This window comes from Polyangium sp. y55x31 (genome assembly GCF_029946505.1).
Lineage (GTDB): Bacteria > Myxococcota_A > Polyangia > Polyangiales > Polyangiaceae > Polyangium.
This window is the reverse complement of sequence record NZ_JARZHG010000002.1, coordinates 635,542-649,991: the sequence shown is the minus strand read 5'-3', so window position 1 is coordinate 649,991 and position 14,450 is coordinate 635,542. Positions and strand designations below refer to the sequence as shown.

The following is a 14,450-nucleotide window of genomic DNA, read 5'->3' as shown; positions in this document are numbered from 1 at the left end:
GAGGCAATCGTGACCTGGTTCGTCGAGGGATTGCCCGTCACGGCGGGCAACAATGTACAGATCTACCTGGACGGCCAGGAGTACTGCCAGGATCTCTACCTCGCGATCAGGAACGCGAGGCGCTCCGTCTTCCTGACGGGCCTGCATTTCATGGCGGATTTCAGGCTCGTCAGGGGGCACTTGCCCCGCGCGGACATGAAGACCGAGCTCGCGTCGGTCCTGGCCGAAGCCGGCATGCGCGGCGTCTCCGTGTACCTCCTCGTCAATCAATTCTGGTCCGACGAGGACGACGTGAGGCGTCGAATGGCTTCCACAGAGGTGGGCGGCGGGATGTTGCTGGGGATGATCAACCTGGAGACCTGGCGCGAAGGGCTGCGACAGTTTCTCATAGAGGAAGGCGGCCTCCACAACTACCTAGGGGAAACGTACAAGCTCTTCTCGGCGCTCAAGGGGGTTCCAAACGTCACCTGCCGTACCGACATACATCCGAAGACCGGCACGTTCGGTACGCATCATCAAAAGACCGTCGTGATCGACGGCGAGGTCGCGTTTCTGGGTGGGATCGACCTGACCTACATCGACGGGGACCGGTGGGATACGAGGATCCATGATACGGCCCATCGGAACTCGTCGAGAACGGAGAAATACTGGCACGACATTCACTGTCGAATTCGTGGACCTGCCGTCGATTTCGTTCGCGACAACTTCATCCAGCGGTGGAATCATGGCAATCTCCACTGGCTTTCGAAAGACGCGACCGGGGCCATCCTGGCGAAGCCTGTGCGGGATGGCTCCGAGCGTCCCGCCCTGGCGGCCTTTCACCGAGCCAAGCCATACCCCGCGCCCACCGGGGACGAGCCGGGTCTGGTGCAGATCGTCCGCTCGATGCCGGCGCATTATGCACGAGAAGGCAAACCGGCGTGGAGCAAGAGCGGGGAGGATTGGGAGCGCTCCTGCAAGGATGCGTACCTCCTCGGAATCAAGGCCGCGAAGCGCTACATCTATCTCGAGAACCAGTGGGTCTCCGACGAACACATCTGGGCGGCCTTGGCGGAGTCGGCGCAGAAGAATCGCCAGAATCCAGACTTCCGGATCATCGTGATGCTCCCCAACAAGCCCCTCGCCGCCGCTGGATTCGGGGCGAACCAGGACGTCGATCACAGCGACGAGATCCGGAGGGTGGCCACGCACATCGGCGACCGGTTCGGGATGTACTCCCTCCTGCAACCGTACCCGGCCAATTCCACCGCAGGCGTGGCCCAGGTTTATGTTCATTCCAAGATCTTGATCGTCGACGATTGCTGGGCCCTCATCGGCTCGGCCAACGCCGGTGGGATCTCGCTGGAGGGGCACCGTCCCGGGGCAGATGGGCCCGATACCGAGCTGAGCGCCATCATTCTCGACAAGAAGCTCGTCTCCGATTTTCGTCGCAGGCTGTGGACAGAGCACCTCAGATCTCCCGTGAGCGCCGAGTACCTATCGCACGAAGCCGACCGGTTCCGGGTCATCGCGCGTCGGAGAGGCGGCGGCGGGCACAAGCTCCGCTTCTTTCCTGTCTACGACCATGTTCGTGGCTGGTCCGGAGCCAGCATCCCGATGAGTTCCCTTTGGGAGCGTACGGCGGAGAAAAAATCCGTGATCGTCCCCTCGTTTCCGGAGGGCTTGGCGTCGGCCCTACCCATTGGTTCGATTCGGCCCAGCTTCAGGGTGCGGTTGCAACCCGCGCCGCCCTCCTTCGATGATCAATGTCTCTATCGATGGAGGTGTTACCTGTTCGATAGGCTGCTGGAGGGCGAGCCGACGCGCATCGAGATGCGAAGCCTCGATGGCGGCGAGGTCGATGATTTCACGGTTCACGACGCCGCGTGCATCAGTGACGCTGGGGCCCGGCAGATCGAAGGCCGGATGCAGGATGAGGCTTGGGGGGCGATCGAGTGTCGCGTCGGGCTCGTTCCTTGGAAGGCGTCAGGGCGACCGGAGCGCGGATTCTCCGTGATCTATTTGTGCCGATTCATCAGCCGCCACCGAGTAGCCGAGCTCTCGCAGGCGATGCGGCAGCTCCTTTCGTTCTGGAAGCCCTGAACGCCGGCATCAGCACACCCCGCCGTGATCGGACTCCGCCGCCAGCCTCGTCGGCGAGCCCCCGCCCTGATCGGACTCCGTCACCTGTCTCGTCCGCGAGCCCCCGGCCGTGATCGGACCTCGCCGGGGCCTCGTCCGCCAGGCACCCGACGAGGTCCGACCTCCTCCGGGGTCTCGTCGACGAGGGATCCGGGTGAACTTACGTTGTGGTTCCGTGTAGGCACCATGAGGCATCCTTCGGGTCGCCCGAAGAGGCGTGCTGCTTGGCGCTCAACCCGTTTCACCAAAACTGGAGAATGCCCGCGCCTTTGAAGGCAGCTCGAAAGCCAACCAGGGTCGGCGTAGACCGCGACGATACCGGCTGGTGGCATGTCGACCCGCCGCATGGAAACCACGCGCTCGTGCGACCTCTTGGCGTACGCTCGTGTCAGCGGCGGGTGACGAGTGAAAAAATTGGAGGATTCGAATGCGTATACACCTCTTGTGGAGCATCGGTTTGGCACTGCTCATCGGGGTCGGGTGCGACGGCGCTCCGAACCCTGATGCAGCGAGCGGAGGTGGAGACGGAGGTTCCGGAAACGGCGGCGGAGGAAACGGCAGCGGAGGCAGCGGAGGAACACCGGACGATCACGAGCCGCCGACCGCGATCTTCGCTCCGGCCCCGCCGGCGTACTGGTATGTCGACGCGGTGCCGCTCTCGGTCGGCGTCGCCGGCGACGACGTCACCCACTACCGTTATGCCATCGACGACGGCGCCTTCAGCGACGAGCAGCCGGTGGCGGCGCCGATCTCGATTCCATCCGTCGCGGCCGGCAAGCGCACGCTGAAGATCATCGGGCGCGACGCTGCCGGCAACTGGCAGGACACGCCGACCCAGGCGAGCTTCCACATGGCCACGACGGGCCCGGAGCCGACGGCGTGCAAGCTCGTGGCCGACGGCGGCACGTGCGATTTCATCCTCACGACATCCAGCGGCTTCTATGCGACCCCCAAGCACTTTTACGACGCGAATGGCGACGGCACCCCCGACTACGAGAAGCTCCTCGACATCAAGCCGGGCTCGAAGGTCTGCCTCCAGGCCGGCGCCTACGACACGCTGAACATCCGCGGCTTCGAGGGCAGCCCGGAGGCGCCTGTCACCCTCGTGAACTGCGGCGGTCGGGCCGACTTCGCGCACAGCCACGCCAATGCGGCCCTGGGCGTGCTCGAGTCACGCTACGTGCGCATCGTGGGCGTCGGAGCCGCGGCGGAGCCGTATGGGATCACCATTGCCACCTCGGGCAACCAGGGCGCGAACGGCCTCGAGATCACCGACGGGTCGTCCGACATCGAGGTCGCGTTCGTCGAGGTCAAGAGCGCCGCGTACGCGGGAATCGCGGCCCGCACCAACGTGAGCTGCAAGTGGCACCGCGAGTCCTTCGTGCAAGAGAACACCTTCCTCCACCATAACAACGTGCACGATACCGGAGGCGAAGGGTTTTACATCGGCGGCTCGCACTGGGGCGCTCTCGAGCTGGTCGAGAATGGCAATGCCCAGTGCGGCGTCAACGCCGGCAATGGCACCATCGTGTGCGAGAACGACTGCAAGTTCGAGCCCGAGCTGCACGGGGTTCGGGTGTATGCAAACCGGGTGGAGCGCACCGCCGCCGACGGCATCCAGGTCGGCAGTGCGTGGTCGGACAACGACGGCACGGTCGATTACGACACCGAGGTCTACGACAACGTCGTGATTGCCGGGGCCACCGGCGACAGCCCCTACAACTCGGGCGCTCTCGACATCAACCCCGGGACTTCGGGCCGGGTGTATCGCAACTTCGTCCGCGGCACCGATGCTTATGCTGGCCTGTTCATCGCGGGGCCGGGCAACATCGACGTCTACAACAACGTCATCATCACCGCGACGGACGTGGGCCTGGTGATCCAGGACAATGACGCGGGCGCGAAGAACGGGCCGTTCCGCATTCTCAACAACACGATCGTCAACGACGGCCCGCACGGCATCTACATGTACCACTCGCACAGCCAGGGGAACCTCTGCCACAACAACCTGCTCCTGCGCGCGTCCGAGGCCATCCACCTGCTCAACGCCAGCATCGACTGGAAAGCATCCAACAACGTCACCACCGGCAGCCTCGAGAGCCATTTCGTGGACGCGGGCAAGGATGATTATCACCTCCTCTCGACGTCGAGCGCGGTCGACGCCGGGACCGACGTGTCGAGCCTCGGCCTCACCACCGACTTCGACAGGCTGCCCCGCAAGGTCGGCCCGTACGACGTCGGAGCCTTCGAATACAGGCCCTGAGCGCATTGCCGGGCACCCGTGGATCGCAGCGCGATCCGGGTGTCAGTAATCGAAGATGACGAGATCCACGCCGAGCTCGATGGTCTTCGCCACCCAGCCCGTGAGCGCCTCGATGAACTCGGCGCCCTCGCCGTCGTGTGCAGCGGGGATCTTCGCGGCGAGCGCCGCGAGCCGGTCCCGGGGGACGATGGTCAAAAGCGGGTACTCCGGGGTGTTCGGGATGGGAACGGGCCAGGTTTCGTCGGGGTACTCGAGATCCGGGCTGTCGACGTCGTCCATGCCATAGATCGCCTTCATGCTGCGTACCTCGCGCTCGAGCCGGGTCCCGAGCGTGTGCATCAGCGCCACGACCGCGTAGCCGTACTGCGACGGACGGTGATCGCCGTCGATGGCGCCGGCGAGGATTTCGTCGAGCGCGCCCGCGCTCGGATCGTCGATCGTCGCGAGATACTTGCTGTACCGCGCCGAGAGGACGCGCGCGCGGAGGCTCGCGTCGTTCGAGCCCCATGCCGCCTTCACCCGATCCATGTCGACGGCGACCGCCGTGGTGTTGCTTCCCATGAACGGCACATAACACGAAGGCGGGGCGGATGGCCTCGTCGGGTTGTCCTCGGGGCCTCGACTTCGTGGCGACGCGGGAGGTCTCCTCGTCTTGCCGCGGCGGGGGCGCTCGACGATGACGGTGTCCTGGCGCGGAATCGACGCGCTTCCGCCCTTGACATCCCGACGAAATACTTCCAAGAGCCTTCCAATGAAAATGCGAGGGAGCGTACGCGCCATGCGATGGACTCCTCGTTGGCTCCTCGGCCTCGTTTTGGGGGGATGCGCGAGTGGCCAGACAGATGGATCGGCCATCGCCGCGCCGAGCGCCGCCGCTTCGCCGAGCGCCGTCGCCGCGCCGAGCGCCGTTGCGCCCGCGGCCCCCTCGGGCACATCGTCGCCGAGCAATGCTCCGGAGGTCCGCGAGGAGCCTCCGCCGGCGCTGCGCAATGCGCAGTATGGGTGCCCGAGCACCCTCCGCGTCGAGAGCGGGCAATCCTTCGAGGAGATCAGCCTGCGCTGCTTTGGGAGCCGCACGTATCAAGATTTCCTCTCGTCGCACAACCAGCACGAGCGGAAGGGGCTCCGCGCCGGCGAGACATTGAAGATTCCTTCTTTCGAGACGCTCGCGCGCGAGAACGTCGCGGCGAAATGGAAGAGCGACATGAGCGCGGTCGCCGCGGCGTACACCCATTTCCTCGGCGTCCAGCCCGAGATCGAAGCGCAACTTCGAGGTCAGAAGCCGGGCATGGGGCGCTATCAGCCGAGCCCCGCGGCAAAGCTCGAGCTCGACGCGGCCGCCAGCGCGCTCCGGCCCGTCGTGGAGCACCTCCGCGCCGCCGGCGTTCGAACGAAGAAGTTCGCCCAGGCCGTGGAGGCCTTCGAGCAGCTCGCCAAAGGTGACGGCAGCTTCTCCACCGACTACGCGACCGAGGAAATCCACCAATGCTTTTCCTACGGCATCTCGGCGCTGCGTAAGTAGGCGATCCGCGAAACCGGGGGCTCCGATCGCGCTGCCGCCAGACGCGGTGAAGCTCTGCGCCGTCTGGTTTGGTCGCGCCTCGGCATCGAGCTTCACGCGGATGTCGCGGCGCGGCGCGCGTTCGAGGTCAATGTAAGACCTTTACCATCATTTGCTTTGCTCACAAACGTGCCTCGGAGCATCCTGCGGACATGCAGGCGGCCCTATCCCGAATCGCCATTGCTTCGGCGCTGTGTGGCGCTCTCGTTTCCGCTTCCGCCTGCGGAGGCAACACGGACGCGCCGGCGACGGGTGGGGTGCCACGCATGGAGCGCGACGTCGTGGTGCACTTGTTCGAGTGGCGCTGGGCCGACATCGCGCGCGAATGCGAGTCGTACCTGGGGCCGGCCGGGTTCGCCGCCGTGCAGGTCTCACCCCCCAGCGAGCACGCGGTCCTGAGCGGTCATCCGTGGTGGGAGCGGTATCAGACCGTGAGCTACGCGCTCGATCGGAGCCGCAGCGGAACGCTTGCCGAGTTCCAGGACATGGTGTCGCGCTGCGAGGCGGTCGGCGTCCACATCCATGTCGATGCCGTCATCAATCACATGACCGCGCAGACGAACGGGACCGGGTCGAACGGCACCAAGTTCACCAAGTACGAGTATCCGGGCCTGTATACGATGTCGCACTTCCACCAACCCTTGTGCTCCATTCAAGGCGAGGACTACACGAGCTCAGCCGAGCGCGTGCAGCGCTGCGAGCTGCTCCATCTCGCGGACCTCGACACCGGACAGGCCGAAGTCCAGGATGAGATCGCCGACTACCTCGCCGGCCTCGTGAAGATGGGCGTGCGCGGCTTCCGCATCGACGCGGCCAAGCACATCGCGCCCGCGGAGCTCTCGGCCATCGTTGCGAAGGTCGCGACGGCCGTCGCGCCGCTCGATCCGCCTTATTACTTTCTGGAAGTCATCGATCGCGGCGGGGAAGCGATTCACGCATCCGATTACCTCGGTGTCGGCGAAGCGGCCGGCAGCGTGGTCGACGTGACCGAATTCAAGTACGACCGCGTGAGCAATGCCTTCTTGAACGCGGGCGGCGCGACGCTCGAGAGCCTCGATGCGCTGGTTGCGGCCTCCGACATGCTGCCCCGAGATCGTGCGCTCGTCTTCACGGCGAACCACGACACGTCCCGCGCCGGCGCCATCTTCTACGGGGACGGTGCGCTCGACGAGCTGGCGGTCACGTTCGCGCTCACGTTTCCGTACGGTCATCCGGTCGTGCTCTCGGGTTACGCCTTCGATCGATCGACGGATGCGGGGCGTTCGATGGGACCGACCTCCGATGCAGAGGGCATCACGCTGCCCATCTACGCGCCGGGCACGAACGCTCCGAGCTGCGCGACGAACCTGGTCGACGCGGCGCCGGGCGCATGGCTTTGTGAGCATCGCCGCCGCTTCCTTCCCAATTTGCTCGAGTTCCGACGCGCGACGAAAGCCGCCCCGCAGATCGCGAACGTATGGAAGAACGGCAACCAGATCGCCTATGGTCGCGGCGATCGTGGCTTCGTCGTGTTCAATCGGACCGACGCCCCGCTCGCCCAATCGCTGCCGACCGGACTCGCCCCGGGCTCGTATTGCGACGTCTACGGCGGGGACTTTTCGGCCGGCGGATGCTCGGGCAAGACCGTCACGGTGGACGCAGCCGGCCGCGCCACCTTCGACGTGCCGGCCATGTCGGCCATCGTGCTGCACGTGCAAGCGAAGCTGTAGCTGAATCGCCGCGTCAGGGGACGCGATTCGAGAGGTGCACCTTGAAGCTTCTAACTGCGTTTCCGGTCCTTGTATCCATGGCTCTCGTCGCGGGCTGCGGTCCGTCATCGAGCTCGACGCCCGACGGAACGTCATCCAGTGGAGGGGGATCGACCTCGAGCGGCCCCGGCTCTGGGGCCGGCGGATCGGGCGGCGGCGGAGGCGATGGAGGCGCTGGAGGCGCTGGAGGCGCTGGAGGCGCGACCAGCGACATCGTCGGCAAGGTCTCCGTCGGTTACCAGGGGTGGTTCACCGCGCCAAACGATGGATCGGGCGTCGAGCCTCCCTGGTGGCACTTCACGGCAGACCGAAAGACGCCGACGGCGAGCAACATCGCGATCAAGTCGTGGCCGGACATGAGCGAGCTCGAAAAGGCGTACGCCACCGGTTTTGCGAACCTCGGCAATGGCCAGCCGGCCACGCTCTTCTCGTCGTACGACTTCTCGACCGTCGACACGCACGTCCGCTGGATGCAGGAGAACGGCATCGACACCATCGCGCTGCAGCGCTTCGGCGACTTCATGGATGTTCGCGACACCGTGACCGTCCACGTGCGCGACGCGGCGCAGAACCGCGGTCGCAAGTTCTACATCATGTACGACATCAGTGGCTGGACCGACTTCCACACCGGCATCAAAAGCGATTGGACGGACCGGATCCAATCGAAGCTGCACCTGACCGATTCGCCGGCGTACGCCAAGCAGGACGGCAAACCGGTCGTCGCCATCTGGGGCATGGGATTCCTGGATCGCCCGGGTGATCCGACGACGTCGCTCGACATCGTGAAATTCTTCAAGGACCAAGGGATCTACGTCATCGGCGGGGTGGGCCCCGACTGGCGCACCGCGGATGGAACACGGTGGTCCAAGACGGGGTATGGCGAGGTGTACGACGCCCTCGACGCCATTTCGCCGTGGATGGTCGGCGTCATCGGCGACGACGCCGGATCGGACAGCATCCGCGCAGAGCGCAACGAGGGCGACGTCGCCTATTGCCACAACAAGGGCATCCATTACCAGCCGTGCGTCCTGCCCGGCGATCTTTCGGAACACCAGCGCAAGCACGGCGATTTCATGTGGCATCAGTTCGCCAACATGATCGACATCGGCTCCGACGGCATCTACGTCTCGATGTACGACGAATACAACGAGGGCAACCAGATCGCGAAGACAGCGGCGACCTCGTCCGACAAACCCACCGACGCGACGTTCGTCACGCTCGACGAGGACGGCACGGCTTGCTCGTCCGACTACTACCTCCGGCTGACGGGCGACGGCGGCAAGATGCTGAGAAAAGAAATTCCGTTCACCTGGACGCGCCCCACGTCGCCGAACTGAACGGCTGGGCGCGGCGACGGGACCGGCGAGGTGCTCCAAAACGGAGCGCTGGGCCCCTCGTCGTCAGGACGTTGGCGTGGCCTCCGCTCCTCCAAACAAGACCCCCAGCTCGGAAAAACGCGAATACGTCGTCGTCGGCGCTGACGCGGGGCCCCTGGCAAGCTAGGGTCACGACGCCGTGACCATCGTCCAGATCCGCAAGAGCGCCCATGCATCGGGGCGTGATCTCCGCCGTTTCCTGCCCACGACCCGCGCCGAGATGCAGGCTCGCGGCTGGGACGAGCTCGACGTGCTGCTCGTGAACGGCGACGCCTACGTGGACCACCCCGCGTTCGGAGCTGCCCTGATCGGCCGCTTCCTCGAAGCGCGCGGCTTCCGCGTGGGGATCGTCTCGCAGCCGGACTGGCGCACGACGGACGACCTCCTGCGCATGGGGCCGCCGCGGCTCTTCGTGGGCATCACGGCCGGCAACATGGACAGCATGTTGAACAAGCTCACCGCGCAGAAGAAGGTCCGAAGCGAGGACCAGTACTCGCCGGGCGGGCGCACGGGGCTCCGGCCGAACCGGGCGACGATCGTGTACGGCAACCTCTGCCGCCGCGCCTTCCCGGGCGTGCCGCTCGTGCTCGGCGGGATCGAGGCGTCGCTCCGGCGGATCGCCCACTACGACTACTGGTCGGACCAGGTGCGCCGCAGCGTGCTGCTCGACGCGAAGGCGGATCTGCTCATTTTCGGCATGGGCGAGCGGCCCGTCTGGGAGGTCGCCGAGCGGCTCCGGCGTGGCGAGACCCTCCGCGACCTCCGCGACGTGCGAGGCACGGCGTACGTCCGGAGGAAAGGCGAATGGGAGGACATCGAGCCGAGCCGGTTCGTCGGCGACGGCAAGGCGGTGATCCTGCCGAGTTACGAGGAGGTCGCCCGGGACAAGGAGGCGTTCGCCGACATGAGCCGGCGCTTCCAGTACGAGACGAACCCGGGCAACGGGCGGCCGCTCGTGCAGCCGCACGGCGAGGAGGCGGTTTATTTCAACCCGCCCGCCATCCCGCTCGAGACGAAGGACATGGACGAGCTCTACGACCTGCCCTTCGCGCGCGCGGCCCATTACAGCTACAGCGAGCCGATCCCGGCCTTCGAGACGGTCAAGCACTCGATCGTGACGATGCGCGGCTGCTTCGGGGGCTGCACGTTCTGCTCGATCACGGAGCACGAGGGCCGGGTCATCCAGTCGCGCTCGGCCGAGAGCATCCTGAAGGAGATCCGCGCGCTTCGCCGAATGGATGATTTTCGCGGCTCCATCTCGGACCTCGGCGGCCCCACGGCCAACATGTACATGATGAAATGCAAAGACCCCGCCATCGAGAGCAAATGCCGAAGGCTCTCGTGCGTGCACCCGGGGATCTGCGAGAACCTCGAGACGGACCACGAGCCGCTTCTCGATCTGATGCGGGCCGTGCGCGAAAGCGAGGGCGTGAAGAAGGTGTTCATCGCCTCGGGCATCCGCTACGACCTCGCCGAGCGCTCGCCGGAGTTCATCGAGGAGCTCGCGAAATGGCACGTGGGCGGCCAGCTCTCCGTCGCGCCCGAGCACTCGAAGAAGGACGTGCTCGACAAGATGAAGAAGCCAGGCATCGAGAGCTACGAGCGCTTCGCCGAGCAATTCCAGTGCGCGAGCGAGGAAGCAGGGAAGAACCAGTTCCTCGTGCCGTACTTCATCTCGGGACACCCGGGATCGTCGCTCAAGGACATGGTCGACCTCGCGCTCTGGCTGAAGAAAAAGGGAATGCGTCCGCGCCAGGTGCAAGATTTCATCCCGACGCCAATGTCGATGGCGACATGCATGTATTACACAGGCATCGATCCCTTCACGAAGGCGCCGGTGTACACGGCGAAGGAGATGCACGAGAAGCGGCTCCAGAAGGCGCTGTTGCTCTACTGGGATCCCGCCCACCACGACGAGGCGCGCGAGGCTTTGATCAAGGCAGGTCGCGCAGACCTCATCGGATCGAAGCCGCATTGCCTGGTGCCGCCCGCCTCCGGGAAGGGCGCAATGCCAATCGCGATGCAGCGCGCCCGCGCCGAACGTAACAAGCCAAAGGGTCGGAAGCCGCACGAGGTGCGGCGCTAGCTTCGAGAGGCCCCTTGCAGATCCGTTCGTTCAAGCTGCGCGTCGCGGACCGCCACGTGCGCGTGGTGCCAAAGACGGATGCCGAGGGCTGCCCGTTCTCAGGCCCTGGGGTCGATCTGCGCGGCGAGCGCGCCGCGCAGGCCCTCACCGCAGCAGGGCCGCTCTTCGAGGCGCTCGCGTCGTTCGAGCCCGGCGTCGTCATCCGCTCGCTCTCCTTCGACTTCGAGCGGGAGCGGCTGCTCGCGACGCTCGAGCCGACCACCCCGGACGCCGATCCACGGCCCCGCGTGGTGCGCATCGACGGGGGGCCAGCCTTACGAGCCCTCTTGCCGCTGGCGACGACGCTCGCGACGTCCCTCTCCGCGCTCGCCGCGCCGGTGCTGGCGGAGCGCCAGAAGGATCACGCCGAGGAGTAAGGAAAAGCGATGACGGAGGTTCCGGCGACGACGCCCGAGACGACGGACCCGGCGCACGCCTGGGAGGATCTCGGCCGGCTCCTGCATCGGCGCCTGATCCTGATCTACCTCACCGCCTCCCTCGCCGCGACGGGCACCGGCGCGCTCTTTTTCCTGTTCGGCCTCGACTTCAGCACCTACCAGAAGCAGCTCGTCCTCGGCCTGCTCGCGCCGCTGGCCTCGCTGCCGCAGATGATCGCCGACATCCTGGTGATCGGGCGGCACGTCGCGCCGATCCGCGCGTTCTTCGCGGCGATGCCTGCGCCTTCGGCGAAATCGCTCGCGGTGCCGGCGCTCGCGCGCGCCTTGAACCTGCCGCTCTACACGGCCGCGCGCGTGCTCTTCCTGCACGCGCCGATCCTGGCCGTGGGCCTCACGGTGGCCTGCTCGCTCGCGAACGCGTGGCTCGGGCTCGGCCTTGCGCCGTGGCAGTTCGCCCTCGTCTACGCGACGGTCGTGGTCTTCGCCTCGGGCCACGCGATCTACGAGTACCTCGCCGTGAAGTCGGCCCTGAAGCCGGTGCTCCCGCACATCCGCGCGCACGTGGACGAGGCCACGCGCGACGCGGTGCCGCTCGTCTTCCCGCTCAGGATGCGCGCGCAGCTCCTCTTCGTGTTCGCGTTCGTCGCGTGCGTTCCGCTCGCGGCGCTCGGGTTCACGGTGATGCTCAAGCTCGACCGCCTGCTCGAACAGGTCGGGATGCAGCAAGCCGCGTCGATCGAGGGGCCGCTCGAAGTGTGGGTGCTCCTGCTCGTGATCGGCGGATCGAGCGTGGCGCTGCTGCTCGCGACGATGCTCTCGCGCGACATCGCGGCCTCGGCCGAGGGGCTCGTCGAGGCCATGCGGCGCGTGGAGCGAGGCGAAGTCTCGGCGGAGCTCGTGGTGGGCTCGACGGACGAATTCGCCGAGGCGTATCGCGGGTTCAACCGGATGACGCACGGGCTCGTGGAGCGCGAGCGGCTGCGTGATGCGTTCGGCCGGTACGTGTCGCCCGAGCTCGCCGAGGAGGTGATGAAGCACGGCGTGTCCATGGGCGGGAGCCTCGTGCGCGCGACCGTGATCTTCGCCGACATCCGAGGGTTCACGTCCCTCTCGGAGGCGATGTCGCCCGTGGAGGTCGTGAGCCTCTTGAACCGCTACTTCGCCGCGGTGAGCCCGCCGATCCGCGCCGAGGGCGGGTTCATCAACAAGTTCGGCGGGGACAGCCTGCTCGCGGTCTTCGGCGCGCCCGTGCCGGCGCCGGATCACGCCGAACGCGCGGTTCGCGCGGCGCTCGGGGTGCGCGCGACGCTCGCCCGCTTCAACGAGCGCGAGGTGGCCGAGGGTCGAACGGCGCTGCGCATCGGGATCGGCGTACACACGGGCGAGATGGTGGCCGGCAGCGTGGGGAGCCCCGATCGGATGGAGTACACGGTGATCGGCGACGTCGTGAACGTGGCAGCGCGAATCCAGGGGCTCACGAAGGAGCTCGGGACGGACATCCTGCTCAGCGAGGCGGCCCACGAGCGGGTGAAGGACATCGTCACGGCGCGGCCGATGCCGAAGGTGGCCGTGCGCGGCAAGGCCGAGCCGATCGTGGTGTACGCGGTCGTCGATCCGGCCTGAGATCCAAAACGGATCGACGCGCTCCGGAATGGAGCGCGCCGCGCGATGCGGCGCCCCGCAAGTGGCCGAAAGCGCGTGATCTCGGCGCTGGCGCGGTGATTGCTCCATCGGGCGGCATGCGAACGATCCCGAACTTCGGTCGAGTCACCGCAGAGCCGCACGAGTTTCTGATCTTGATCCGCGACGGGAAGGTGAAGCGCTCGGGTCAAGGCGCGAGCGTCTTCAAGTGGCCGTCGGACAGCGTCACGCTGATCCCCACCACCATTCAAAAGCTCCAGTTCCGCGCCGATCAGGTGACGCTGGAGAAGGCGGGCGTGGAGGTGACGGGCCTCGCGGTCTACCGCATCGTCGAGCCGCTGCTCGCGTATCGGATGATCGATCGGGATCGCAACGGGCTCACCGACATCTTGCGCGAGATGTTCGTCGGGGCCACGCGGCGCATCGTCGCGGGCTTGCGCCTCGAAGAGTGCATCACGCACCGCAAGGAGCGCGTCGCGGCTGCGCTGATGGACGAGATCACGCCGGTGCTCGCAGGCGAGGGGAGTTTGCAGGATGGCACGAGTGCGGGCTGGGGCGTCGTGATCGACACGATCGAGATCCAGGACGTCAAGGTGCTCTCGCAGGAGGTCTTCACGCGGCTGCAGGCGCCGTATCGCGAGAAGCTCGCGCTCGAGGCGTTGCGCGCGAAGGAGGAGGTCGCGGTCGAGGAGAACCGGCTCGCGTTCGAGCGCAAGCGTGCGGCCGAGGACGCGCGGCGCGCGATCATGGCCGAGGAGGAGGCGCGCATCGCGGCCGAGCGCAAGCGCGAGATGGAGGCGCTCGAGCACAAGCAAGCCCTCGCGCGGAGGGCGCACGAGGAGGAGCTCGCGCGCGCTCGCGAGCGGGCCGAGGCCGAGCAAACCGAGGCGCGGCTCGCGCTCGAGACGCGCAGGGCGGCGGCCGAGCTCGAGGCCGAGATCGAGGCCAAGAAGCGCAGCGTGCCGGAGCTCGGCGAGGCGCGTTTGCAAGAGATCATGCTGACCGAGACGTTGCCCTCGATCGCGAACGCGTTCCGCGCCTCGTTCGATCGCGTCAACGTGACGACGACCGACGGCAGCTTGTTCTCGTTCCTCTCGGCGGGCCTCGATCAGGTGATGGACGTGGCCCGCGCGCGTGGCGCGTCGCTGCCGGGGGTCGTGAAGAGCGAGGCCAAGAAGGATTGACCATCGCGGGACGGTTCTGCTCCTTTGAGGTAT

The 14,450-nt window shown here is 66.4% G+C and carries 10 protein-coding genes; 9 read left to right on the top strand and 1 reads right to left on the bottom strand.

Going from position 1 to position 14,450, the window contains the following annotated elements; translation table 11 throughout:
* Positions 1 to 9 precede the first annotated feature (9 nt).
* Positions 10 to 2,082 (top strand): phospholipase D-like domain-containing protein, encoded by a 2,073-nt coding sequence (locus QHF84_RS05740; RefSeq protein ID WP_281312156.1) that lies wholly within the window; start codon positions 10 to 12, stop codon positions 2,080 to 2,082.
* A 466-nt stretch (positions 2,083 to 2,548) separates the two neighbouring features.
* A complete protein-coding gene (locus tag QHF84_RS05735) occupies positions 2,549 to 4,384 on the top strand; it encodes a right-handed parallel beta-helix repeat-containing protein (protein WP_281312155.1) in 1,836 nt (611 codons plus the stop codon).
* Between the two features lie 42 nt (positions 4,385 to 4,426).
* On the opposite strand, the gene QHF84_RS05730 is transcribed toward QHF84_RS05735, so the two are convergent.
* A complete protein-coding gene (locus QHF84_RS05730; RefSeq protein WP_281312154.1) occupies positions 4,427 to 4,945 on the bottom strand; it encodes a hypothetical protein in 519 nt (172 codons plus the stop codon).
* A 217-nt stretch (positions 4,946 to 5,162) separates the two neighbouring features.
* Here QHF84_RS05730 and QHF84_RS05725 point away from each other — a divergent pair, with 217 nt between their 5' ends.
* The 7 genes from QHF84_RS05725 (at position 5,163) to QHF84_RS05695 (ending at position 14,417) form a co-directional block, all read left to right on the top strand.
* The gene (locus QHF84_RS05725; RefSeq protein WP_281312153.1) at positions 5,163 to 5,906 is read left to right on the top strand and encodes a hypothetical protein; all 744 of its coding nucleotides are present in this window, start codon (positions 5,163 to 5,165) and stop codon (positions 5,904 to 5,906) included.
* A gap of 305 nt (positions 5,907 to 6,211) precedes the next feature.
* The gene (locus QHF84_RS05720) at positions 6,212 to 7,654 is read left to right on the top strand and encodes an alpha-amylase family protein (RefSeq protein ID WP_281312152.1); all 1,443 of its coding nucleotides are present in this window, start codon (positions 6,212 to 6,214) and stop codon (positions 7,652 to 7,654) included.
* A gap of 77 nt (positions 7,655 to 7,731) precedes the next feature.
* The gene (locus tag QHF84_RS05715; RefSeq protein WP_281312151.1) at positions 7,732 to 9,030 is read left to right on the top strand and encodes a glycoside hydrolase family 71/99-like protein; all 1,299 of its coding nucleotides are present in this window, start codon (positions 7,732 to 7,734) and stop codon (positions 9,028 to 9,030) included.
* Positions 9,031 to 9,208: 178 nt separating this feature from the next.
* Complete coding sequence (locus QHF84_RS05710; RefSeq protein ID WP_281312150.1) at positions 9,209 to 11,155, top strand: YgiQ family radical SAM protein; 1,947 nt, start codon at positions 9,209 to 9,211, stop codon at positions 11,153 to 11,155.
* 14 nt (positions 11,156 to 11,169) lie between these two features.
* Positions 11,170 to 11,571, top strand: a complete 402-nt coding sequence (locus QHF84_RS05705; RefSeq protein ID WP_281312149.1) for a hypothetical protein — start codon at positions 11,170 to 11,172, stop codon at positions 11,569 to 11,571.
* A gap of 9 nt (positions 11,572 to 11,580) precedes the next feature.
* Positions 11,581 to 13,215 carry an adenylate/guanylate cyclase domain-containing protein gene (locus QHF84_RS05700; protein ID WP_281312148.1) on the top strand — a complete coding sequence of 545 codons (1,635 nt, stop codon included), beginning with the start codon at positions 11,581 to 11,583 and terminating at the stop codon, positions 13,213 to 13,215.
* Positions 13,216 to 13,331: 116 nt separating this feature from the next.
* Complete coding sequence (locus QHF84_RS05695; protein WP_281312147.1) at positions 13,332 to 14,417, top strand: SPFH domain-containing protein; 1,086 nt, start codon at positions 13,332 to 13,334, stop codon at positions 14,415 to 14,417.
* The last annotated feature ends 33 nt before the right edge of the window (positions 14,418 to 14,450 follow it).